This window comes from Tenacibaculum aquaeponti (assembly GCF_057221555.1).
Map to the genome: position 1 here is coordinate 1,396,457 of NZ_CM170147.1, position 24,489 is coordinate 1,420,945.

The following is a 24,489-nucleotide window of genomic DNA, read 5'->3' on the forward strand; positions in this document are numbered from 1 at the left end:
ATTAAACATCATCTAAAGCTATAGCTTTAGATGATGTTTTTTTTCGATATGATTTTATCTTCATTTTATTTTGTTGATGTGCCTGGTTAGGAGTTTTAAAATGACATGACCAATGCGGTCTTTTAGAGTTATAAATAGTTATTGATTGCTTTACTATTTTCTTCATTATCTTAATATCTAGATTTGTGGTAGCAATAAAGAACTCTTGTTTTAAGATTCCATTAACCCGTTCAGCTATCGCATTTTGATATGGATCGTATGATTCTGTCATACTACATTTAATATTATGTTTTGATAAAATATTTTGATAGATGTTACTACAGTACTGCAATCCTCTATCTGAATGATGGATAAGTTCCTTCTCTGGATATACTCTATTTTTCATAGCTATCTCCAAGGCTTTTACCGTTGAGCTTACTTCTAAAGTTTTATCCAAATGATATCCTATGATTTTCTTAGAATATGCATCTGTAATTAATGATAAATACATAGGGTTCTTACGATTGCCTAAATATGTAATATCTGCTACCCATACTTGTTCTGGTCTATTTATTTCCAGATTTTCAATAAGATTAGTATGTTTTCTAAAACGATGATGAGAGTTGGTTGTAATGTGATAACTCTTTTGTCGTTTTATCAATAGTTTATTAGCTCGTAAAATATCAAATAATCGATCTCTTCCAACAGCTAAACTGCTTAATTCCTCCGAAAGAAGATAATACAGTTTTCTTGTCCCAATACTTGGTTGTTCCATTCTTACACGCTTAACCAATTCAACAACCTTATTGGCTATTGATTGAGATTTCTTAACTCTATAGTTAGCTCGATAATAGACCTGTCTGCTAAACCCAAGTAATTTACAGGTAGAAGAAATACTTTCTTTCTTTTGTAAAACAAACATATCAATTACTCGGTTTTGGAGTTTTTTCTAATAGGAATATTATACTCTTTCTCAGCTAAATCAATCATCATATCAAACAGTATCGCTTTCTTCTCTGATGCTGCTGCTTGAGCTTTTAAACGATTGTTTTGCTTTTCTAATTGACGTAATTTTTGCTCTAACTCTAATAATTTTTGTTCTGGTGATTTTGGCATATTAGATGGTGTTTGATCAGTCCAATCAAAGTTACCATATTTTCTCAACCATACTAAAACAGTACTTCTTCCTTGAATCCCATATTTAAGTTGAGCTTGTTTGTAGGTTAATTCGCCTTTTTCTACTTCCGATACAACCGAAAGTTTAAAACTCATCGTATAATCTTTCTGAGTACGTTTGCGGTAAATGTTGTCGTTCATAAGGTTACAAATTTGTGTAACGCTATTTCAGGACGAGACAGTTACTATAAATAAAAAAGGTGTCTAATTTAGACACCTTTTTTATTTATAGTAACTTAAGTACTGACTCCTTAATTCTTTCTCTGTCTTTATCTGACAAATTTGAACCAGATGGAAGACATAAACCATTATCGAATAAAATTTCTGATACATTATTACCATAAAATTTACAATTTTTAAAAATCGGTTGTAAATGCATTGGTTTCCATAATGGCCTAGATTCTATATTATCCTCTAACATTGCAAGTCTTAAATCTTCTCGAGAAAATCCAACTTTGTTTTGATCAATTAATATTGATGACAACCAATGATTAGAAAAATAATCTGATGTAGGTTCAATGAAAAGATCTATACCGTCTATATTTTTAAATAATTCTCTATAAAAAGAATTATTATTTCTTCTGAGCTGAATATGTTTGTCTAAGACCTCCATTTGACCTCTACCTATTCCTGCAGTTATATTACTCATTCTATAATTATAACCAATTTCAGAATGCTGATAATGGGGAGCATTATCTCTTGCTTGTGTTGCTAAAAAAATCGCTTTTTGTTTATTCTCTTCAGTCTTACAAACCAAAGCCCCTCCTCCAGAAGTAGTTATAATTTTGTTTCCATTAAAAGAAAGCACACCAAAATCTCCAAAAGTACCACATTTTTGACCTTTAAAAGTTGAACCAAGAGCTTCAGCTGCATCTTCTATTAATTTTATATCGTAGTGATTTGCTATCTCTTTTATTTTATCAATTTTAGCTGGCATTCCATATAAATGCACTACAATAATTGCTTTTGGCTTTTTTCCTTTAGCGATTCTATCTTCTATGGCCTTTTTTAAAGCATCAGGACACATATTCCAAGTTTCCTTTTCGCTATCTACAAAAATAGGAACCCCTCCTTGATATACAATTGGATTAGCAGAAGCTGAAAATGTCATACTTTGACAAATAACTTCATCACCATATGATACTCCTGCTAAAATTAATGCTAAATGTAAAGCAGAAGTACCAGATGCTAAACAGGCTACTTTAGTATTTTCTTTAATATAATTTTCTAAATCATTCTCAAAGCCATTTACATTAGGACCTAAAGGTGCAACCCAATTAGTATCAAATGCTTCTTGAACATACTTTTGTTCTCCACCTCCCATATGAGGAGATGATAACCAGATTTTTTCTTCCATGTTTTTAAGCTCTATATAATGGGAAAAATGAACTATTATCAGTCGAAACACCTTTTTCTCTAACTAGTTCATCATATTTTTCTTTATTAACTATATACTTCCATATTTTAAATTGGAAATTCTCTTTAGAAAATCCAGATTTAAATCTAAATAATGGATCTTCATCGCTACCTCCTACTCCACCTCCTAAGTGTAAAAATTCAGCATTTAAATCATTTCCTAATAACCTAGCTTCATCTAGTATTAACTTCATTGGTGTGTCTCTTGCAAAAGCTTGTTTAGTTCCTGCTAAATGATATTGAATAATTTTATTAGTAATTGTAAAAATTGCTCCTGCTGTAATTTCTCCTTCTTTTTTTGCTAGTAACAGTTTTGTTTCAAAACAATTATTATTTAAAAACTGATAGAAATATTCTTTTGGAAAAAAGTAATAATCATTTGCTTCTACTTTTTTCATTGTCTCATAATAAATTTCAATAAATTCATCTTGTTCTTCTTTTGTAGTTGCTTCAACAACTTCAAAATTATTCTTCTTTAATTTATTTATTTCGTATTTATTAGATTTTCTATATTGTCTTCTTTGTTCTTCGGGGCTAATTGTTAAATTAACCGCAATTGTTTTATTTAAACTAACTATTTCTCCAAGTCCTTCTACTATTTTGTCATTTTCTAAAATAGGATGTAATCTTGAAAATACAGATATTATTTTCTTCTCAGCAAAAAATTCATTTAGCTTATTTTGAAAAGTAATTTTTAACTTTTCGGAAATTGTATTAATATCGAGATTAGATATAGCACCTGCATAACCATAAACTGAAGTACAATCAAATAAATCTGTATCTGGTATTTCTCTAATAATTAATGGTAAAGCTATAAAATTATTATCTTCTTGATATACAAACAATATTGGCTCACCTTCTTTTTCTAGTTTATTATAAGATGAAGTATGGTAAAAATCATGAACAAATGATTCGTTAACATACTCTTTCCAAGATTCTTCTGTTGGTCTTATAATTTTTGTTTCTGACATTCTTGAATTGAATTTTTTAATACTGTGGTTATGTAAATAATATCTTCTTTGGAATATCGATAATCTGTATGTAAAAACAGAAATCTATTTTGATACCTAATATCACTATCTTCTTTCTGGTTTGGCCATAAAATAGCAGGATAGATACTGGACTTTATTAATTTGTTTCGAACAAAATCTCTTTGAATATTTGAGTCAAAAAAAAGTAATAATCCTAATGAATTTTCATCTACGCTAAAAACATAATTTAAATAATCTTTAAGATACTTTAAAGCCAATTTAATATTAGATTCTTTCTTTTTTAAAATCTCTTGAATATTTAATTTTTCTAAAATATTTTCTGCTAAAACAGGTAATTTATAATCTTTATAAAGTTTGGTTAATTGTTCTTCAGCCTTAGAATAATAACTTCTATATAAATCTTTGTTTGAAAATCTATTTTGTAAGTATTCTTTTTTTAAAAACATTCCTAATGTTTTGTTCTCTGCTGCTTGATCTGCTATAATACTTTCCTTACCTTTTGGAAGCTGAAATTTATTCGGAGAATATAAAAAACCTCCTAAAGGTATTGGTAATTGTTTTCTTAATGATCCGAAAACATAATTTGCATTACTTTTTTTTATCGCATTAATATTATGTGTTAAATCATCAATCACTACAATTTTTTTGAATAATTGAGTATTAAAATCTCTTACACCAAAATAATTTACATTTATAAAAACATTGGTTACTTCATCTTCAAAAAATTCATAATCCAATATCAAATTATTTGGATTAGACTGAAATACTATAACTTGAATATTTAAATCTGATAAATTTTCAATTACATCTTGGCAATAATATGATGGGATATAAACTTTATTCCATCCATTATTTTTTATCCCTTGTTGAAGTAATGCATATAAAGCAGATCTTCCTGATAGAAAAAAAGAAAAGTTTTCATCTTCGAAAAAATTTTTCTGATTTTTATCTAAAAAAAACTCTTGATTACAAGAATGAAAATCTGAACCAAACTCTTTATTTATCATTTTTTTTCTCGGGATTAAAATAGTTTTTACTTAATCCTTTACTTATACCTATATCGTCTACTTCAGACATTGGTCTACCAAGCTGAATATCACTAGATTTAAAAACTTTTAAAAAGGTACCCCATAATATTTTTATATCAAGAAATAATGATTGTTTCTTTACATATTCTACATCTAAATTAAATCTTTCGCTAAATTTCAAGTTATTCCTTCCTGATACTTGTGCTAATCCTGTGATACCTGGTTTTACGTTGTGTCTTTGAATATGATAATCATTATAATAAGGTAAATACTCTATCAAAAGTGGCCTTGGTCCTACAAAGCTCATATCTCCTTTTATAACATTAAAAACCTGAGGTAATTCATCTAATGAAGCTTTTCTTATAAACTTACCAAAAGGGGTTAATCTTTCAGTGTCTTTTAACAATACCCCATCCTTTCCTTTTTTATCATTCATCGACTTAAATTTTATCAGTTTAAAAATTTTATTATTAAGCCCTACTCTTTTTTGAGTGAAAAAAGGTTTACCAGAATTTAAAAATGTAAGTACTATTGTTATTATAATATAGAAAGGTAATAGTATGATTAATACAAAAAATGCTAGAAACAGATCTAATAACCTTTTTAAAAATATTTTGTACATTGATTGTATTTATAAGTTTTTAGCAAATTTAGCAGGATTTCCCATTATTACCTGATTATCTTCAATACTTTTTATCACATTACTTCCCATAGCAACCATAATATTGTCTCCAACTTCAATTTTATTATTTAAAGAAGAGTTTAATCCCATAAAAATGTAACTTCCCATTTTTATATTACTTCCTATTAAACTATGAGCTGCAAAAAAATTATGATCTCCCATTATTGTATCATGACCAAATAAACACATTGAATTAAATGTATTATGGTTTCCCATTACTGTATTAGAGCTTATTACTGAGCCAGCTTGAATTACGTTTCCATAACCCATTTTAAAACTTCTACATACAGTTACGGTAGGATGGATAAAGTTACCATATCTTTCTAAAGGAATTTTAAATTGAGGTAACCATGAAGCTCTTTCCTTTAACTTATCTGGTCTGTATAATTGATAAATAAAAAACACATCATCGTATTTTTCATATTTATCATACACTTCTCTTGTTTTACTTAATATAGGAAAACCATTTATTTCTTTACCAAACGATTCATCATCAAAAGCAAAACCAATAAACTCATCTTCATAATCATAATTATCAACTGCATCTTGTATTTGTTCTGCTATGTTAACCGCAGTACCAATACCTCCAATAATAATTATCTTTTTACCCATTATTTTGCTCTATTTTAAGTTGCTTATTTAAGATTCTTTTAGCTTTAGCTACAAAAGGAGGCCCAACAAATTTCCCTTTCATAATTGCTACACCTTGATTATTTTCCCTAGCTTCTTTATCTAATTTCAGTATTTCTCTAGAATGTATTAATTCTTCTTCCGATGGAGAATAATATTTATGAACTAAATCTAATTCAATTGGATTTAATACTAACATTCCTTCAAATCCTAAGTTTTTAGATACTTTTAAATTTACTTCTAAATCTTCTAAATCTTTAACCCTTACATGTACTGTATCTATAGGAATAATATCATGAGCTCTAGCAGCCATTGCAATCATTGCTCTTGGAGTAAATAAACTTTGATGTTCCTCATCGTGAATTCCTTGTAAATCCGTGATAAAATCTTCAGACCCATAAGCTATTGCTACAACTCTTTTTGAAGCGCTACATATTTCTTGAACATTCATTACGGCTGAAGCAGTTTCTATTAAAGGAATTATTTTAAAAGTACCTATTTCATATCCCTTTTCAAATTCAATTGTTTCCAATAATTTATCGAAAAAATATATATCCTCTCCTCTTTTTGCTTTAGGATACATAAAACCATCAACTTCTGGAACTGTTAATTGTAAAACATCCTTCAGTAACTGACCGCTCTCTCTATCATTTATCCTAGGAAATATGGTTCGTCCTTCATATTTCTTTTCTTTAATCTTTTCTAATAGTTTGTCTCTAGCTATTTGTTTATTTCTTTCAGGTTGAACAGAATCTTCTATATCAAATAATAGAACATCAGCTTTTACTTTCGACGCACTTTCTAATAGTTTATCTGAGTGAGCTGGAACGAACATCAAGCTTCTCATTAAATAATCTTTCATGAAATTTTATTTCTTTGGTATTAAGACTTTTCTTCTAAAACTTAAAACTGGATTGTTTTTTTGGTTGTAAGCAACAGTTTCAACATAAACTATGCCTCTATCATTTTTTGACTTTGACTCTCTTTTATCTAATACAGTAGTTTTAGCTGATATAGTATCATTCACAAAAACTGGCCCTAAATGATTAACACTTTCGTATTCTAAATTTGCTATAGCTTTACCGCTAATATCAGGAACTGTCATTCCTACTACCAAACTAAAAACTAAAGTTCCTACAACAAGTATTTGTCCATGTTGATGATCTTTAACATGTTCTAAACTCAAATGTACTGGATGATGATTCATCGTTAGTAAACTAAAAAAGTTATTATCACTTTCGAAGATAGTTTTTGTTAAAGAGTGTTGAATTGTTTCTCCTACATTAAAATCTTCAAAATAATTCCCCAAATTACTTGCTTTCATAATATCTTAAAATTTTATTCATTTTTTTTAAATGTGGTCTTTCTATAATTTGTCCATCAATAACAGTTGGAGAAAATTCTTTTTCATTTAAAACCTTATTTAATTCTTCTTTTATTTTCCTTGCCCAAAGAAACTCTTTTTCAGAATAAAGATTGAGTTCTTTCAACATAGATATTTGCCATGGGTGTATATAAAATTTTGCATCATAACCTTTTCTTACTCCATCTAAAATTTCATTTTTAAATTCGCTTTCATTTTTCAACTCCATAGAGGCTATATCTATAGCTAGAACATCTATTGATCTAGCATAAAGTAATAATTGTTGTCTTAAAAACTCTAAATTCTGTAAATCATGTACACCTCCTATTTCTCCCATTAAATCATGACTTCCAATACTTATACCAGTGAAAAAGTCTTTATACTTAAAAAGTATATCTTTCACATCAATAAAGAGATTTGAAGTTTCAATTAAAAGAATAATTTGTATTTGATTACTATTTAAATCTTTTATAATTTTCTTAAAATCTTTTTTATTCTCTATTTTAGGAAAAATAAACTTAGAGAAACCAGAAAGGATGAGTTTATTTAATAATGTTAAATCTAATTTTTCTTTATCATCATATAATGGAACTCTAACGTAAAACTGTTTTAAAGATTCATCTTTAATCAACTCTTCAAGTAAAACTAATCTTTCAGAAAACTTTACTGCGTCTTCCAAATCAATAATGATTTCTGAAACACCAAGTTTAATTACATCTTTAATTTTATGTAAACGTGTACCTGGAACAAAAAAATAACTTTCCAATTTAATTTATTTTAGAAACAACATTAGCAAATTTAGCACACAAAATACTTTTATCGTACTCATTTTCTGCTAATTTTCTAGAACTCTCTCCCATTAACTTCAATTTTTCTAAATCATTTTGAAGTTCTTTTATAATAACAACTAACTCATTAGGATCTTTTGGATTAGCATAATACCCACATTCATATTTCTCTACCAAATCTTTAGTCCAACCAGCTGAGTTTACTATTAAAGGTTTCCCAGCAGATAACGAGTCGAATAATTTATTAGGTGAATTTGTATATAAAATAGGTAAATCTAAAAAACTAACTATTGATACATCACAAAAATTAACTATCTCTGATGTTTCTTGCATTGCATATCTACCTAGAAAATGCACATTTGTAAGTCCATTTTTTTCACACTTATTTTTCATAGCTTCTTCAGTAGAACCTCCTCCTATAAAAATAAACTCTATTGAATCATCATCTTTTAATAAAGTAGCTGATTCTATTATAGTATCGATTCCATTTGCGATACCTAAGGCTCCAAAATGTATTAATTTAAACGAGTCTTTTTTTAGCCCTAACTTTTCAACTAGTTCTATATTTTTAGGTCTTGGAAAGAAAGCATCTATTTTTGCCATATTGGGAATCATCGATACTTTTTCTTGTTTTTCAAACTTTAAAACTCCATTCTCCATTCCTGGTGAAAGCGCTACAATATGTTTTGCATTTTTATAAATCGTTTTTTCGAACCAAATTGCTAAGTTTCTAACAACTTTATTCTTTAAAGCTCCCATTTGAATAGGTACTTCTGGCCATAAATCTCTAACTTCAAAAAGATATGGTATTCTTTTAAGTTTCTTTAATACTAAAGCTGGAAAACCAATCGTTAAAGGAGTGGATGTTGCTATGACCAAATCTACGTTTTTCTCTCTTAATGAATAGTATGAAGACTTCATCATAAAACTAAAGAAAGAGATCAATCTTTGAAAAATAGACATTTTCTGATTATATGGTACCCTTAAATAAATAACATTTATACCATCAATTATTTTTCTTTCTATCTTATTTTCTATGGTACTACTAGTAGTTAACATAGTTACTGAATGACCTTCTTTTATCAATTCTTGTGCTATCCAATAAGATCTAGTTCCTCCTGGTTCCAGAGGAGTTCTAAAGTATTGATGTATGTATAATATCTTCATTCTTTTTTTTATATATTTTATTACTTAAAATTAGCAAGAGTGTAAAAACTAATAATAATCTATTATCATTAAAATCTCCACTTACCATAGAGTTCAACAAATAAAAAAACCAAATTGCTGCCGCTAATTGACGATTATCTGCACCTCTTTTTTTACCTATTAAAACTGATTTAACAATTCTTAAACATTTTATAAAAATTATAACAAACAACAAAAGTATTAATATACCATGCTCTAACCATATTTCTACAAACAAATTATGTGGGTAACCTGATAATCCGTTAATCTTTTTAAAGTCACTGTAAACAGAATAATTTCCTAAACCGTATCCAAAAGGATTTGCGAATATAGATTCTATTGCATCATTTAATAATTTTAGTCTTGCAGATGTAGAAGAACCTCCTGTATAACTTGCTGAATCACCTATTCCAAAAACTCTTTTTATTATTGGATAATCATCGATCTTACCTAATAGATAGTTTGCATTAAATAAAGCGATTATGAAAATAACAAAAAAACTAAAGATAATTTTTCTGTTCTTAATACCTACTAATATAATTAGTAATAATAAAAACGATATTGGGCCTTTACTTCCTGAAGAAAGCATTAATAAAACACACAAAATCATTATGGGTATTTTTATTATATTTTTAAATTTTGATTGAAAAAATAGAATCAGAAACAAATACCCCATCCATCTACTAAATACTATGGGGCCACCACCTAAAACAGCTAAACGATCTTGACCAAAACCATTTCTCAAAAGTGTTATTAAACCTAAAAGAAACAGAAAGAAAGGCACCACTGCTATTTGATTCAAAAATATATTTATTTGTTCTTGACTTTTAAGACTACTTACATAAACTCCTACTGAAAAGGTTAGAAAAGTGAAAGTTATGAATTTACTAACTGAATAATCATTATGTTCATTTATCCCCCAAAAAATTGAATTTATAGCAGCTACTACAATAATAAAAGTAGAAAAACTTAACCAACTTAAAAACATTGTTTTATTTAATCCTTTTCTTAGAGAAAGTAATACTCCTAGGAAAAACAAAAAAGACAATAAAATTGTAAGATTAAAATTTCCAATAGCCAATCTACTATCATAAAAGCTACCTATTACAAAAATTGGGACTATTAAAAAGCCCATTAAGTTTTCTCTTCTGAACATTATCTAATCAACTTTATTAACTTATTCATAAAATATATATTCACCAGTACTATTCCAAAAACCATAATTGACAAAGGGTAAAGTAAATTTGAAAAAAAGTCAAAAGTAAATACAAATGAGATAAACGAAGTGATAATTATTGAGGTTAAGATTGAAATAACATATCTTTTTGAATAAAAAAATTGAGTATTTCTTTTTTCAGAAAAAACTCTTTGAAAAAGTAAATTTAATAATCCATTAAAAAATACTAGAATAAATATAACTATTAAATAATAATGAATATTATTTACATCAACTTCTGAAAATTTCTTATTTAAATTAAAAACAATATCTATTATTGGTCGGGCTAAAAATATTATTGCTAATAAAGAAGCTAAACCAATCATTGTTATTTTTTTCAAAACATTAATTAAGTTAATCGTACTATTAACTGATCGTTCTAAAATATATAAAGATAAAGACTTTATTATTACTCCATCAAATGCTAAAGAAAGAATAAATCCATATGTAAGATAAATTATTTCTTTTCCAGGAAAGAAAGAATATAAAACCCTAAAAAGAGTGTATAATAGAAAAATATTATTATTAGTTAAGAAAATCCAAATATTAAAATCTAAAGCTGATAATTTTAACTTAGATTTCCTTTCCTTATTTTTTTCTATTTTATTAATAATCAACCAAGTGTTAAAATATTGAGTTAACACAGAAAATAATCTATCTAAAACTGCTCCTAAAATATTAAAGACAAAAATTAAAGGATATAATAACACTAAGTAAGTAAATGACCTAAAGAAAGTTGATCTATATAAATATTTGTATTCTGCTTTAGAAACTAAAACAATTTGACCTATGTTAAAAAAGAAAACTATACCAGATGTTATTGCACAAAGAAGAATGATTAAATTAAAATCATAATCTGATTTAATAATATATTTTTGGGCTAAAAACTGAATTATTAAAACAGCAGCGAATATAATAAATGAAAGATACAATCCCTGTTTCTTAATTTCTTTAAAAGAGTAATCCCTTTTATTTATTATGGAAAATTTCCTCATTAAATTCGCACTTAACCCTCCTTCAGAATAAAAGATAGAAATAATCTGACTGTAGCTCATTAATTTCAAATAATCTGCAAAAATAACAGAACTACCAAAAAAATTAGCCATAATTATCTCTCTTAAAATTCCAAAAATTTTAGACGTAACTTGGACTAAAATTAAACCTAAAGCTTTATTCTTTAATAATGACATCTTTATTTTTATTAATAAGCTTTATTTAAAATTGTTTTTACATAAAACTGATTACTTCTAATCGCTTTAATTTTATGTAATTTCTGTTGTGAATATTCTTCTATTTTATTTATCCTCATAAATTTTCCCTCTTTCTCTATTGCATGAATATTATTTGAATAATTACTATCATTTTATTCTTTTTAAATAACTCCCATATCCACTTTTACATAAGGGTTCAGCAATTTCATTTAATTGTTCTTTGGTAATATATCCCATTCTATAAGCTACTTCTTCAATTACACCTATCTTTAATCCTTGTCTTTCTTCAATAACTTGAACAAATTGACCTGCTTGCATTAACGAAGTGAAAGTTCCTGTATCTAACCAGGCTGTTCCTCTGTCGAACACTCCTACTTTTAACTTGTCTCTCTTTAAATACTCTTTATTAATATCTGTAATTTCATATTCACCTCGAGCTGAAGGCATTATATTCTTTGCTATTTCTACTACATCATTATCATAAAAATACAATCCTGGAACTGCATAATTCGATTTCGGATTCTCTGGTTTCTCTTCAATCGAAATCACATTATTATCATCATCAAATTCTACCACTCCATATCTTTCAGGATCATGAACTTGATATGCAAAAATAACACCTCCTTTTTCTTTTGTAGAATTCTGAAGTAATTTAGACATTCCACTTCCATAAAAAATATTATCGCCTAATATCAAAGCTACTTTATCATCACCTATAAACTCTTCGCCAATAACAAATGCTTGAGCTAAACCATTTGGTTTTTCTTGAACTGCATATGAAAATTTACATCCTATTTTACTACCATCTCCTAATAATCTTTCAAAATGAGGTAGATCATGTGGCGTTGAAATTATTAAAATCTCTTTAATTCCTGCCAACATTAATGTAGACAAAGGATAATATATCATGGGTTTGTCATAAATAGGCATTAACTGTTTGCTTATAACTAAAGTTAAAGGGTGAAGCCTTGTTCCTGAACCTCCTGCTAAAATTATTCCTTTCATTTTATATGTTTTTATTAAGCATTTTTCTCAAACTATCACCCCAGTTTGGTATTTCAATATCAAATGTTTCTTTAATTTTGTTTTTGTTTAATAAAGAAAAACTAGGACGCTTAGCTTTAGCTGGGAAATCTTTAGTTAAAATCTTATTCACTTTACAATCGAATTTCATAATTTTCTGTATTTCAACAGCAAAATCATACCAAGATATTTGTCCTTCATTAGAATAATTATAAATTCCTGACTTCCATTTTTTAAATGCTATAATTTGTAAAATAATTTCAGCTAAATCTTTTGCATATGTCGAACTTCCTATTTGATCTGAAACTACAGAAATTTCATCTCTACTCTCCATAAGTTTGCACATTGTTTTTACAAAATTATTCCCATAACGAGAATAAACCCAAGATGTTCTAAAAATCATATACTCATTACAGTTCTGTATTACCTTTTTCTCTCCTGCTAGTTTTGAAGCTCCATAAGTATTAATTGGGTTTGTTATATCGTCTTCCTTGACTGGCAAACTGCTTGTCCCATCAAAAACATAATCTGTTGAAATATGAATTAATCGAGATTTATTTAATGCACACCACTTACTAATAGTATCTACAGCTTTATCATTTATTAAAAACGCAATCTCTTTTTCATCTTCAGCTTTGTCAACTGCTGTGTAAGCTGCAGCGTTAATTATGTAGTTTGGCTTTTCTTTACTTAACACCTTCAATACTGAATATGAATCATTTAGAGGCATTAAACTTCTATTTACAAATACAAATTCAAAGTTATTAAACTCTTTCTCTAAATCTCTCAATTCTGAACCTAACTGTCCATTACTACCCGTTACAAGTATTTTATTTTCTGAAGATCTCATTAAAATTAGGCAAAATTAAATCTTTGTCTGATACCTTTATATTTTCTTTGTTTACCCCCCAATTAATATTTAAAAAAGGATCATCATATCTAACACCTTGCTCAGATTCTTTGTTATAATAATTATCACATTTATAAAAAAACACTGCCTCTTCAGAAAGAACAGAAAACCCGTGCAAAAAGCCTCTAGGAACAAAAAGTTGCAAATTATTTTCTGCAGATAATTTAACTGCTACATGTTGACCAAAAGTTGAAGAATTTGGTCTAGCATCAACTGCTACATCAATTACTTCTCCTTTCAAAACCCTTACTAATTTTGCTTGAGCGTTTTCTCCTTTCTGTGCATGTAATCCTCTTACTACTCCTTTATATGAAAAGGATTGATTGTCTTGAACAAAATTAACATCTAGGTTAGTTACATCTTTAAATATTTTATTGTTAAAACTTTCAAAAAAATAACCTCTATCATCTTCAAACTTTTTGGGTTCTATTATATAACAACCTTTCAAGTGAGTTTCCTCTATCTTCATAGTATTTATTTTCTATATTGAGCTTTATAATATTCTTGGTAATCTCCAGATGTAATATTATTTAACCATTGTTGATTATCCATATACCATGCAATAGTTTTGGCCAAACCTTCTTTAAAAGTAACTGATGGTTTCCAACCTAATTCTTTATTTATTTTTGAAGCATCTATAGCATACCTTAAATCATGTCCTGGTCTGTCTTTAACAAATGTTATTAATTTCTCACTTTCTCCTTCATCTCTTCCTAGAACTTCATCCATTTGCTTACACAATTCTTTTACAAGATCGATATTTTTCCATTCATTAAAACCTCCTATATTATATGTTTCAGCATTTTTTCCTTCATGAAAAACTAAATCTATAGCTCTTGCATGATCAATTACATATAACCAATCTCTAGTAAATTTTCCATCTCCATAAATAGGTAAACTTTTTTTATTGATAATATTATTAATACATAGTGGTATTAATTTTTCAGGAAAATGATTAGGCCCATAATTATTAGAACAATTAGTGATTACAAATGGTAATTTATAAGTTTCTCCATAAGCTCTTACGAAATGATCTGAACTTGCTTTTGATGCTGAATATGGAGAATTTGGGCTATATGAAGTTTCTTCCGTAAAAAAACCTTCATCGCCTAAAGCCCCATAAACTTCGTCTGTACTTATATGGTAAAATCTTTTACCTACAAAATCTGCTTGATGAGTATTTTTAAAAGCATTAAGTAAATTTAATGTTCCTAAAATATTAGTTTTTGCAAAAGATAAAGGATCAAGAATAGAGCGATCTACATGTGATTCTGCAGCTAAATGAATTACTCCATCAAATTCATACAATTTAAAGAGTTCATTTATAGCATTCTCATTTATTAAATTCTCTTTTATAAAAGTATAATTAGGTTTATCTTCTATATCTTTTAAATTCTCTAAATTACCAGCATAAGTTAGTGCATCAAGATTGAAAATATGATAATTTTCATATTTATTAACTAACAACCTCACTACATGAGAACCAATAAAACCTGCCCCTCCTGTAATTAATACTTTTTTCATTTTCTGGTTGTTTTGAAACGAATTACTTCCCTATTCTAAAATACTCAAAGCCTTTTTCTTCTAGATTATAAGCCATATACTGATTTCTTCCATCAAAAATAATTGGCTGATTTAATTCTTTTTTTATTTCCTCAAAATCAGGAGATCTAAACTCTTTCCATTCAGTTAATAAAATTAAAGATTCAGCATTATTTAAAACATCATATTTTTTATCAAAATACTCAACATTTTCCACCCCTTTTAAGTAAAAATGCTGAGCTTCTTCCATTGCTTTAGGATCGTAAGTTTTAACCTTAGCTCCTCTTTTCACTAATTCTTTTATCACGTATATTGAAGGAGCTTCACGCATATCGTCTGTTCCCGGTTTAAAAGAAAGTCCCCATATAGCAAACGTTTTTCCTGTTAAATCTTCTCCGTGACGCTTTACAATTTTTTCAGCTATAACAAACTTTTGCCTATTATTAACTTCCTCAACAGACTCTATAAGTTGAGCTCTATAATTGTGTTCTTCTGCTATTTTCTTTAACGCCTTTACATCTTTAGGAAAACAAGACCCTCCATAACCGCAACCTGGGTAAATAAAACTATATCCGATTCTAGAATCTGATCCTATACCTAATCTAACATTATCAACATCAGCACCTACTCTTTCACAAATATTTGCCATTTCATTCATAAATGAAATCTTAGTTGCCAACATTGCATTCGCTGCATACTTTGTCATTTCAGCAGAGCGAACATCCATAGTTACAAAACGATCATGTGTTCTAAAAAAAGGACTATACAATTCCTTCATTTTCTTAAAGGCTTTATCCGATTCTGCCCCTATAACAACACGATCTGGTTTCATAAAATCATTGATCGCATCTCCTTCTTTTAAGAATTCTGGATTTGAAACGACATCGAAACTTATATCTAAACCTCTTTTATCTAACTCTTTTACTATCGTTTCTTTAACCTTATCAGCAGTACCAACAGGAACTGTAGATTTATCAACTACAATAAGAGATTTTGTCATTTTCTCTCCTATTTCTTTTGCTACTGACAAAACATATTGTAAATCGGCAGAACCATCATCTCCCATTGGAGTACCAACAGCAATAAAAACCACTTCTGCATCTTTAATTGACTCCTCTAAATTTGTAGTAAAGAACAGTGTCTTTTTATCTACGTTTTTAAGAACCATTTTTTCTAAACCTGGTTCGTAAATTGGTATTATACCTTTATGAAGGTTATTAATTTTATTTTGATCTATATCTACACAGGTAACCTTGTTACCCATTTCAGAAAAACAGGTTCCAGAAACTAATCCAACATAACCTGTACCTATAACAGCAATATTCATATATTATTTATCCTTAGCTTTTAAACTCTCCTTTTCAGCCACTTCTTTTCTTAAGCCACTACTAGAAAATCTATGCTCTCTTTTATTAAAATATAATTTAATTCCTTTTTTTTCACAATAATCTCTTCCCGTAAACATTTTACTTGCATATTCATCTCCTATAATTCGAACATCAATATGAAAAGACCTTAAAACATCTTCTAAATCTTGTTCTGTAGCATAAGGTACAATCTCATCTACATATTTACACCCTCTTAATTGAATATACCTCTCTACTACAGATTGTACAGGTTTATTTTTCTCAGGTCTATCTAATGTAGGATCTGTTTGAAGTCCACAGATTAGGTAATCGCACTGACGTTTAGCTTCTTCTAACATTTTTATATGACCTGCATGTAGCAAATCAAAGGCACTAAAAGTTATACCTACTTTCATAATTTCTGTTTCTTTTAATAAACAAATATATTAAGTTAATTTATTTTGAAAAGCCTTTTTGCTCTTAATTAACGATTAATTCATCTATAAGCAAATAATTTAAAGTGTTTTATCTTTTAAATGTACCCCTAAAGTATTTTTTACATCATAAACAACTGCTTTATCTTTCTTTAAAATACTTAAATCAACATTCATAAATTCCTTATGAGCTACTGCTAAGATTATAGCATCATATTTTTCTTTTGGAATTTCTTGCGTTGATTTTAATCCATATTCTAAAAACACTTCTTCTTCATTTGCCCAAGGATCATAAATATCTACATTTAACCCATATTCTTTTAAAGCACGAACTACATCTACCACTTTAGTATTTCTAACGTCTGGACAGTTTTCTTTAAACGTAACTCCTAGAATTAAAACTTTAGCATCTTTAATTCTTAAATCGTTACCAATCATTAGTTTTATAACCTCTGACGCTACATACTGCCCCATGCTATCATTTAATCTTCTTCCTGCCAAAATAATCTCAGGATGATAACCAAATTCTTGTGCCTTTTGCGCTAAATAATATGGATCTACACCAATGCAATGCCCTCCTACTAACCCAGGTTTAAAAGGTAAAAAATTCCACTTTGTCCCTGCAGCTTCTAGTACATCATGAGTGTTTATCCCCATTAAATTAAAGATTTTAGCCAACTCATTAACAAAAGCAATATTTATATCCCTTTGAGAATTCTCTATTACCTTTGCTGCTTCTGCTACTTTAATTGTTGGAGCTAAATGTGTTCCAGCAGAAATTACTGATTTATAAAGATCATCTACTACTTTTCCAATTTCAGGAGTTGATCCAGAAGTTACTTTTAAAATCTTATCTACCGTATGTAATTTATCCCCAGGATTTATTCTTTCAGGTGAATATCCAACAAAGAAATCTTGATTGAATTTCATACCGGAAACTTTCTCTAAAACAGGCACACAATCTTCCTCTGTAGCTCCTGGATAAACTGTAGACTCATAAATTACTATATCGTCTTTCTTTAAAACTCCACCAACTGTTTCACTAGCTTTTATTAAAGGTGTTAAAACTGGACGATTATTTTTATCTGTTGGTGTAGGTACTGTTACAACAAAAATGGTACAATCTTTTAAATCATTTATATCAAAAGAACAATACAAACCTTTTGAACTAGTATTCTCATCAACTATAACAGAATTCAACACCTCGTTATCGACTTCTAAAGTTGAATCCACACCCGATTTTAATTCCGCTATTCTTTCTTTATTTATATCAAATCCAACAACTGAATATTTAGTAGCGAATAACCTAGCCAAAGGTAAACCTACATATCCTAATCCTATAATTCCTATTTTTGGTTGACTCATTACTTTATAAATTTTCCCAATACCATTTTACAGATTCTTTTAACCCCTCTTGAAGCGAGAATTTTGGATCATAACCTAACAACTCTCTACCTTTATCTATATTTGCCAAAGAATGAGGAATATCTCCTTGTCTGTTAGGACCATGTTTTACTTCTATCTTCTCAATTGACTTATCAAAAACTGACAAATATTCTTTTAAATACCCAACAAGATCAAGTAATGTATTTCTTTCTCCAAAGGCTACATTATAAACTGTATTTACAGCTTCTTCTTTATTTGCAACTAGAGATAAAAGATTTGCTTCTATGACGTTATCAATATAAGTAAAATCTCTAGAGTAAGTACCATCACCATTAATAACTGGAGACTCATTATCCATCAATAATTTAACAAACTTAGGAATTACAGCAGCATAAGCCCCATTAGGATCTTGCCTTCTTCCGAAGACATTAAAGTACCTTAACCCAATAGTTTCTATACCATATGTTTTTGAAAAAACATCAGCATACAATTCATTCACATATTTTGTGATCGCATAAGGAGATAATGGTTTACCAATTTTATCTTCAACTTTAGGCAAAGCTTCAGAATCACCGTAAGTGGATGAACTAGCTGCATAAACAAAACGCTTAACACCTGCATCTCTAGAAGCTACTAACATATTCAAAAAACCTCCAACATTCACATCATTAGAAGTAATAGGATCTTTTATCGATCTTGGAACCGAACCTAAAGCCGCTTGATGTAAAACATAATCAACTCCTTTTACAGCTTTATTACAATCTTCTAAATTTCGAATATCTCCTTCTATGAGCGTAAATTTAGGATGATTTAATAAGTGCTCTATATTACTTTTTTTACCTGTTGCAAAATTATCTAGACAAACCACTTCGTTATCTAATTGAATAAGTTTATCACATAAGTTAGAACCTATAAAACCTGCTCCGCCAGTAACTAATATTTTTTTATTTTGAATTGTACTTGAATTTATTTCCAAAACTATATTAATTTAATTCTCTTTATTTACACAAATAAGGATGTTTAAATCCTTTATTTATAATTTTCGTATTTCTGATATTATAAACGGTTTCTATTGAAGCTCTAGCTTCTTGTAAAGAAAATCCTTTCCCGCTTAAAATCTCCTGATATGTTTTAGTATGAAGATCTGTAAATCCATCACTAAACTCAAGTTCCTCTCCATCAACTACAATGGACCTATAAGTTCTCTTCCCTGATGTAATGATTTCATTTGGCAAATCACATTCATCAATAGACAAAAACCATCTTACCCTTGCATTTTCGAGTTCCAAATAACCACTAGCTTTATTAAACTCTCTTAAATACACATCACTTTCTTGCTCTTTACCAAAAATCCAAGTTAACATATCAAAAAAATGTATTCCGATATTGGTAATTATCCCTCCTGATTTACTTTCATCTCCTTTCCAAGAAATTCCATACCAATTTCCTCTAGAAGTTATATAAGTTAGATCTATTTCGTATTTACTCGTCTTTTTTTGACTTATAATTTTATCCTTAAGCGCTATTACACTCGAATGTAATCTTAATTGCAAAACAGCATTAATACTATTCTCACCCTCAGCCTCAATAGCCTCTAAAGCATCAATATTCCAAGGGTTTAATACCAAAGGTTTTTCACATATAGCATCTGCTCCTCTTCTCAAAGCCATTCTAATATGCGAATCATGAAGATAATTCGGAGTACAAACACTCACATAATCCAACTGAACGTTTTCTTGTCTCTTTAACTTTTCTATGTAACGATCAAACCTTTCAAACTCAACAAAAAAACTTGATTTAGGAAAATAACTATCTAAAATACCGACACTATCATTTTTATCTAATGACGCTATTAGATTATTTCCTGTATCTTTAATTGCTCTTAAATGCCTTTCTGCAATATAACCAGCAACACCTATAACTGCAAAGTTTTTCATTTAGCTTCTATTCGCAAATATTAATTTACCTTCTCGACATTTTCATTAATCAATCTATACAATTGACCACTTTCTTTACAAACAGCCATACCTTCATTATTAAAATTTAACTTATGGCCATATTCACTTACCCAACCTGTCTGAACCGAAGGATTACCTATAACCAAAGCAAAAGGTTTTATATTTTTTGTTACAACGGTTCCAGCACCAACAAATGCATATTCTCCTATAGTGTTTCCACAAATTATTGTAGCATTCGCACCAATTGTCGCTCCTTTTTTGACTAACGTTTTTTTAAACTCTAATTTTCTATTTATTGAACTCCTTGGGTTAATCACATTTGTAAAAACCATGGAAGGCCCTAGAAAAACATCATCTTCACAAACAACACCTGTATATATAGAAACGTTATTTTGAACTTTTACATTATTTCCTAGAATCACTTTTGGTGAAACAACTACATTTTGCCCTAAATTACAAAACTCTCCGATTTTACTATCAGACATAATATGTGAGAAATGCCAAATCTTAGTCCCCTTTCCTATCTGAGAACCCTGATCAATTACAGCAGTTTCATGAGCAAAATAATTTATTGGATTTTTCAAAAAATTAAAACCGTTTGTTTGAATTAACAAACCTACAAAAAGCATATTTAATTCAGGGTAAGAAAACAAAAAACCTCAATCTATATAGATTGAGGTTTTGTTTGTGGGCGAAGAGGGATTCGAACCCCCGACCCCTTGGGTGTAAACCAAGTGCTCTGAACCAACTGAGCTATTCGCCCTAATAACTTTTAAGTTTTGTGGGCGCGAAGGGATTCGAACCCCTGACCCCTTGGGTGTAAACCAAGTGCTCTGAACCAACTGAGCTACGCGCCCTAAATCGTTATTGCGGGTGCAAATATAACACTGTTTTTCATAATAGCAATATTTTTTTTCATTTTTTTACTATAAAATTTCTGCCACAGTAAAAGTACTTCCGCCTACATATATCAAATCTTTAACTGAAGACAAAATAAGAGACTCATTGTAAGCCTTTTGAACAGAATCAAAAACATTTCCTTCTAAATTATATTTTTTTGCTTCTTCACTTAATTTTTTTTCTGAAAGTCCTCTTGGAATATTTGGTTTACAAAAATAATATGTTGCTTGAGTAGGAAACATTGGTAAAATCTCTTCTAAATTTTTATCTGAAACAACTCCTAAAACAATATGTAATGTTTCATAATCTTCTTCTTGAAGTTGTTTTAACACATATTGAAGACCTTCTTTATTATGTGCAGTATCACAAATTACTTTTGGAGATTCTTGTAAAATCTGCCATCTTCCTTTTAGATTTGTGTTACAAACTACATTACTTAACCCTTTTTGTATATGTTCTTCATTTACTCTAAAACTAGAAAGTTTAGTAATTGCTGTAACTGCTGTTTTTATATTTTTCTGTTGATATGACCCTAGTAAATCGGTTTCAAAACTAATTCCTTTATTATCTGAAGCAAATACAATTTCAGAAGATAACTCTTGTGCTTTATTTTTAAAAATGCTTTCTGTATCTTCATCTCGCTCTCCAATAACTACAGGAATTCCTTTTTTAATGATTCCTGCTTTCTCTACAGCTATTTTCTGAACTGTATCTCCTAAAATCTGTACATGATCTAATCCTATATTGGTGATTACAGAAACTTCAGGAGTTATGATATTTGTAGAATCTAAACGTCCACCTAGCCCAACTTCAATAACAGCGATATCAACATTTTCTTTAGAAAAATATTCGAAAGCCATTCCTACTGTCATTTCAAAAAAAGACAAGTGATTTTCTTCAAAAAAACTTTTGTTCTTTGTTATAAAATCGACAACATTATCTTCTTGAATCTCTTTCCCATTAATTCTAATTCTTTCAGTAAAACTTTTTAAATGAGGAGAAGTGTATAATCCAACTTTATAACCCGCTTCCTGTAAAATTGAAGCAATCATATGACTCGTAGAGCCTTTTCCATTAGTTCCTCCTACATGAATCGACTTAAACTTATTTTCTGGATTACCTAAATGATTAGACAATTTAATAATGTTAGATAAATCTTCTTTGTAGGCAGTTTTTCCCTGACTCTGATACATCGGTAATTGGTTAAACATCCAATTAACCGTTTCTTGATATGTCATATTAATTATAGACTACTTTGATAATGAGAATTTGTAAATAATGGTTCCTCTTTGTTTATTTGGAGCATTCCCATCAGGGTTCCATTTAGTTTTTAACGCTGCTTCTTTAGCCGCTTTAAATAAACATGGAGCAGAATTAGTTGTTCCTCTTGCTCCAGGTGAAGCTTTAATTACACTTCCATCTTTATTAACCTCTATACTTACCACTACAGTACCTTCTTCTTCACAATCTGGTTTTTGCACGGGTTTAGACAAAGCTTTTCTTCCTGCTAAATTATAATTACCTCCAGAACCTCCTCCAGCTTCTCCATAATATTTATTAGAATCAGGATCACCTTTTTTATCACCTTTTACTCCAGTTTGAGCATCATCCCCTTCTCCTTTTTTCACTTCTCCATCTGGTGAACTTCCTTTTAATAAACTATTTAAAGCATCTGTTGCAGCTTTAGATGGTTTTGGTTTTGGCTTCTCTTTAGGTTTTTCTTCTTTAACCTCCTTAACTTCTTTAACAGGTTCCTTTTTTTCTTCATTTTTTTCTACAACAGGAACGTCTTCTTTAGTTGTATCATCTGTTATTACCTCTTCAGCGACTTCTTCTTTAGGTTGCTCTTCAACTTTTTCGATTTGCTCTTCAACCTCTTCCTCTTGAACTTCTTCGGCTTTAGGTTGCGTAGCTTTTACTTTTTCAACAAGTTCTCCACTTCCAACCTTAGAATCTCCATAATTAATAGAAACTCCATATTCAACAGGAGGATCCATATAGCGCATACCAAAACCATACATCATTAGAAGTATTAATAGTAAAAGTATTGCTGTAATTATAGCAGACTTTCTTTTATGTATTGTATCAAATACTTGCATTTATCTTCCTTTAACAGCTAAGATCATCTTCAATTTATTCCTGTTTGCAATATCAATTACCTGCATTACATTTTTATATGGAACATTTTGATCTCCTCTGATTACAACTGTTTTTTCTTTATTTACACCTACTTTATTTAACAATTCTTGCTCCAAACTGTTTGAAGAAACTTTTGATTTATCTATATAAAAATCTGAATCTTTTGTAATGGTAACTGCTACTGAAGTTTGGTTCTCTGTTTTTCCACCTGCTTTTGGCAATAATACATCTATAGCACTTACAGTTACTAATGTAGACGTTAACATAAAAAATATTAACAGTAGAAAAACTATGTCTGTCATTGAAGACATATTAAAGTTCGGATTTACTTTATTTCTCCCTCTTAAATTCATTACACTGGCTCATTTAATAAATCTAAAAACTCTACAGACTTAGCCTCCATTTGGTACACCACTTTATCTGTTCTTACAACCAAATGATTATATGCTATATAAGCCACAATACCAACTATTAAACCTGCTACTGTAGTTGTCATGGCTGTATATAAACCATCTGATAACATTTTAATGTCTATCTGACCTCCTGAATTTGCAATCTCGTGAATCGCTACAATCATCCCTATTACAGTTCCTAAAAAACCTATCATAGGTGCTGCACCAGCAATTGTTGCTAATACAGATACATTTTTTTCTAATTTATATACTTCTAACTTACCTGCATTTTCTATTGCTGTATTGATATCATCTAAAGGTTTTCCTATTCTAGAAATTCCTTTCCCAACCAATCTAGAAGATGGCGTGTTTGTACTTTCGCATAATGCTTTAGCAGAATCTAGATTCCCATTTAAAACAAAATCTCTAATCTGATTCATGAAATTACTATCTTCTTTAGAAGCAGATTTTATAGCAAAAAAACGTTCAAAATAAATGTAAAGTGCAACTCCTAACAAGACAAAAAGAATAGCGATTATAATCTGACCTCCTAATCCTCCATCTTTTATTAACTGAATAATTGATAATGTTTTTTCTTGTGATGCTTCTTCTAATACTTGCTCAGCAGTTTCCTGAATAAATAATAACATATACTATTCTTACTTTTAAATATTTAAACGAATTGTTTGCTTGAAAATTTCAACATAGGATTTTAAAATTAAACGTATTATCTTTTTTTTAACTTTTTAAAAGAAAAATAACAACAACGTTACACTTCCAAAATCCACTTTAT

Annotated in this window: 26 protein-coding genes and 2 tRNA genes; all 28 read right to left on the reverse strand. The window is 29.1% G+C overall.

Annotated elements, in window-relative coordinates; all coding sequences use genetic code 11:
- Nucleotide 1: 1 nt before the first annotated feature.
- Nucleotides 2-1,296, reverse strand: a protein-coding gene (locus AC2TEO_RS06020) for an IS3 family transposase (RefSeq protein ID WP_442265571.1) whose coding sequence is annotated in 2 segments (ribosomal slippage) — nucleotides 2-930 and nucleotides 930-1,296 — 1,296 coding nt in all. Because the reading frame shifts where the segments join, the coding sequence is not laid out codon by codon here.
- A gap of 85 nt (nucleotides 1,297-1,381) precedes the next feature.
- Nucleotides 1,382-2,512, reverse strand: a complete 1,131-nt coding sequence (locus AC2TEO_RS06025; protein WP_442267246.1) for an aminotransferase class I/II-fold pyridoxal phosphate-dependent enzyme — start codon at nucleotides 2,510-2,512, stop codon at nucleotides 1,382-1,384.
- Between the two features lie 4 nt (nucleotides 2,513-2,516).
- Nucleotides 2,517-3,542, reverse strand: a complete 1,026-nt coding sequence (locus AC2TEO_RS06030) for a GNAT family N-acetyltransferase (RefSeq protein WP_442267247.1) — start codon at nucleotides 3,540-3,542, stop codon at nucleotides 2,517-2,519.
- Complete coding sequence (locus tag AC2TEO_RS06035; protein WP_442267248.1) at nucleotides 3,521-4,570, reverse strand: hypothetical protein; 1,050 nt, start codon at nucleotides 4,568-4,570, stop codon at nucleotides 3,521-3,523. The genes AC2TEO_RS06030 and AC2TEO_RS06035 overlap by 22 nt, the downstream gene beginning before the upstream one ends.
- Nucleotides 4,560-5,213 (reverse strand): sugar transferase, encoded by a 654-nt coding sequence (locus tag AC2TEO_RS06040; RefSeq protein ID WP_442267249.1) that lies wholly within the window; start codon nucleotides 5,211-5,213, stop codon nucleotides 4,560-4,562. The genes AC2TEO_RS06035 and AC2TEO_RS06040 overlap by 11 nt, the downstream gene beginning before the upstream one ends.
- 9 nt (nucleotides 5,214-5,222) lie before the next feature.
- Nucleotides 5,223-5,885, reverse strand: coding sequence for an LbetaH domain-containing protein (locus tag AC2TEO_RS06045; RefSeq protein ID WP_442267250.1), 663 nt, complete (start codon nucleotides 5,883-5,885; stop codon nucleotides 5,223-5,225).
- Complete coding sequence (locus tag AC2TEO_RS06050) at nucleotides 5,878-6,765, reverse strand: HpcH/HpaI aldolase/citrate lyase family protein (RefSeq protein ID WP_442267251.1); 888 nt, start codon at nucleotides 6,763-6,765, stop codon at nucleotides 5,878-5,880. Before AC2TEO_RS06050 ends, AC2TEO_RS06045 begins: the two co-directional genes overlap by 8 nt.
- A gap of 6 nt (nucleotides 6,766-6,771) precedes the next feature.
- Nucleotides 6,772-7,227 (reverse strand): MaoC family dehydratase, encoded by a 456-nt coding sequence (locus tag AC2TEO_RS06055; RefSeq protein WP_442267252.1) that lies wholly within the window; start codon nucleotides 7,225-7,227, stop codon nucleotides 6,772-6,774.
- A complete protein-coding gene (locus AC2TEO_RS06060) occupies nucleotides 7,214-8,032 on the reverse strand; it encodes an aldolase/citrate lyase family protein (RefSeq protein WP_442267253.1) in 819 nt (272 codons plus the stop codon). The genes AC2TEO_RS06055 and AC2TEO_RS06060 overlap by 14 nt, the downstream gene beginning before the upstream one ends.
- A 1-nt stretch (nucleotide 8,033) precedes the next feature.
- Nucleotides 8,034-9,221, reverse strand: coding sequence for a glycosyltransferase family 4 protein (locus AC2TEO_RS06065; protein WP_442267254.1), 1,188 nt, complete (start codon nucleotides 9,219-9,221; stop codon nucleotides 8,034-8,036).
- Entirely contained in the window at nucleotides 9,190-10,374 is a 1,185-nt protein-coding gene (locus AC2TEO_RS06070; RefSeq protein ID WP_484730881.1) for an O-antigen ligase family protein, read from the reverse strand. The genes AC2TEO_RS06065 and AC2TEO_RS06070 overlap by 32 nt, the downstream gene beginning before the upstream one ends.
- A 20-nt stretch (nucleotides 10,375-10,394) precedes the next feature.
- Complete coding sequence (locus tag AC2TEO_RS06075; protein ID WP_442267256.1) at nucleotides 10,395-11,645, reverse strand: hypothetical protein; 1,251 nt, start codon at nucleotides 11,643-11,645, stop codon at nucleotides 10,395-10,397.
- A gap of 168 nt (nucleotides 11,646-11,813) precedes the next feature.
- Nucleotides 11,814-12,671: a glucose-1-phosphate thymidylyltransferase RfbA gene (gene rfbA, locus AC2TEO_RS06080; RefSeq protein WP_442267257.1), complete on the reverse strand. Its 858-nt coding sequence runs from the start codon at nucleotides 12,669-12,671 to the stop codon at nucleotides 11,814-11,816.
- Between the two features lies 1 nt (nucleotide 12,672).
- On the reverse strand, nucleotides 12,673-13,539 hold the full coding sequence (gene rfbD, locus AC2TEO_RS06085; protein WP_442267258.1) for a dTDP-4-dehydrorhamnose reductase: 867 nt from the start codon (nucleotides 13,537-13,539) through the stop codon (nucleotides 12,673-12,675).
- Nucleotides 13,520-14,068 carry a dTDP-4-dehydrorhamnose 3,5-epimerase gene (gene rfbC, locus AC2TEO_RS06090; RefSeq protein WP_442267259.1) on the reverse strand — a complete coding sequence of 183 codons (549 nt, stop codon included), beginning with the start codon at nucleotides 14,066-14,068 and terminating at the stop codon, nucleotides 13,520-13,522. Before rfbC ends, rfbD begins: the two co-directional genes overlap by 20 nt.
- A gap of 5 nt (nucleotides 14,069-14,073) precedes the next feature.
- Complete coding sequence (gene rfbB, locus AC2TEO_RS06095) at nucleotides 14,074-15,123, reverse strand: dTDP-glucose 4,6-dehydratase (protein ID WP_442267260.1); 1,050 nt, start codon at nucleotides 15,121-15,123, stop codon at nucleotides 14,074-14,076.
- A gap of 22 nt (nucleotides 15,124-15,145) precedes the next feature.
- Entirely contained in the window at nucleotides 15,146-16,468 is a 1,323-nt protein-coding gene (locus tag AC2TEO_RS06100) for a UDP-glucose dehydrogenase family protein (protein WP_442267261.1), read from the reverse strand.
- Between the two features lie 3 nt (nucleotides 16,469-16,471).
- Nucleotides 16,472-16,903 carry an adenylyltransferase/cytidyltransferase family protein gene (locus AC2TEO_RS06105; RefSeq protein ID WP_299714660.1) on the reverse strand — a complete coding sequence of 144 codons (432 nt, stop codon included), beginning with the start codon at nucleotides 16,901-16,903 and terminating at the stop codon, nucleotides 16,472-16,474.
- A 99-nt stretch (nucleotides 16,904-17,002) separates the two neighbouring features.
- Nucleotides 17,003-18,286 (reverse strand): nucleotide sugar dehydrogenase, encoded by a 1,284-nt coding sequence (locus tag AC2TEO_RS06110; protein WP_442267262.1) that lies wholly within the window; start codon nucleotides 18,284-18,286, stop codon nucleotides 17,003-17,005.
- A 4-nt stretch (nucleotides 18,287-18,290) separates the two neighbouring features.
- Entirely contained in the window at nucleotides 18,291-19,283 is a 993-nt protein-coding gene (locus AC2TEO_RS06115; protein ID WP_442267263.1) for an SDR family oxidoreductase, read from the reverse strand.
- A gap of 22 nt (nucleotides 19,284-19,305) precedes the next feature.
- Nucleotides 19,306-20,244: a Gfo/Idh/MocA family oxidoreductase gene (locus AC2TEO_RS06120; protein ID WP_442267264.1), complete on the reverse strand. Its 939-nt coding sequence runs from the start codon at nucleotides 20,242-20,244 to the stop codon at nucleotides 19,306-19,308.
- Between the two features lie 20 nt (nucleotides 20,245-20,264).
- Nucleotides 20,265-20,849, reverse strand: a complete 585-nt coding sequence (locus AC2TEO_RS06125) for an acyltransferase (RefSeq protein ID WP_442267265.1) — start codon at nucleotides 20,847-20,849, stop codon at nucleotides 20,265-20,267.
- Between the two features lie 104 nt (nucleotides 20,850-20,953).
- A tRNA-Val gene (locus AC2TEO_RS06130) sits at nucleotides 20,954-21,028 on the reverse strand.
- Between the two features lie 19 nt (nucleotides 21,029-21,047).
- A tRNA-Val gene (locus AC2TEO_RS06135) sits at nucleotides 21,048-21,122 on the reverse strand.
- A gap of 69 nt (nucleotides 21,123-21,191) precedes the next feature.
- Complete coding sequence (locus AC2TEO_RS06140; RefSeq protein WP_442267266.1) at nucleotides 21,192-22,403, reverse strand: bifunctional folylpolyglutamate synthase/dihydrofolate synthase; 1,212 nt, start codon at nucleotides 22,401-22,403, stop codon at nucleotides 21,192-21,194.
- Between the two features lie 12 nt (nucleotides 22,404-22,415).
- A complete protein-coding gene (locus AC2TEO_RS06145; protein WP_442267267.1) occupies nucleotides 22,416-23,264 on the reverse strand; it encodes an energy transducer TonB family protein in 849 nt (282 codons plus the stop codon).
- Entirely contained in the window at nucleotides 23,265-23,657 is a 393-nt protein-coding gene (locus AC2TEO_RS06150; protein WP_299675134.1) for an ExbD/TolR family protein, read from the reverse strand. It lies immediately after the preceding gene.
- Nucleotides 23,657-24,346, reverse strand: coding sequence for a MotA/TolQ/ExbB proton channel family protein (locus tag AC2TEO_RS06155; RefSeq protein ID WP_442267268.1), 690 nt, complete (start codon nucleotides 24,344-24,346; stop codon nucleotides 23,657-23,659). The genes AC2TEO_RS06150 and AC2TEO_RS06155 overlap by 1 nt, the downstream gene beginning before the upstream one ends.
- Between the last annotated feature and the right edge of the window lie 143 nt (nucleotides 24,347-24,489).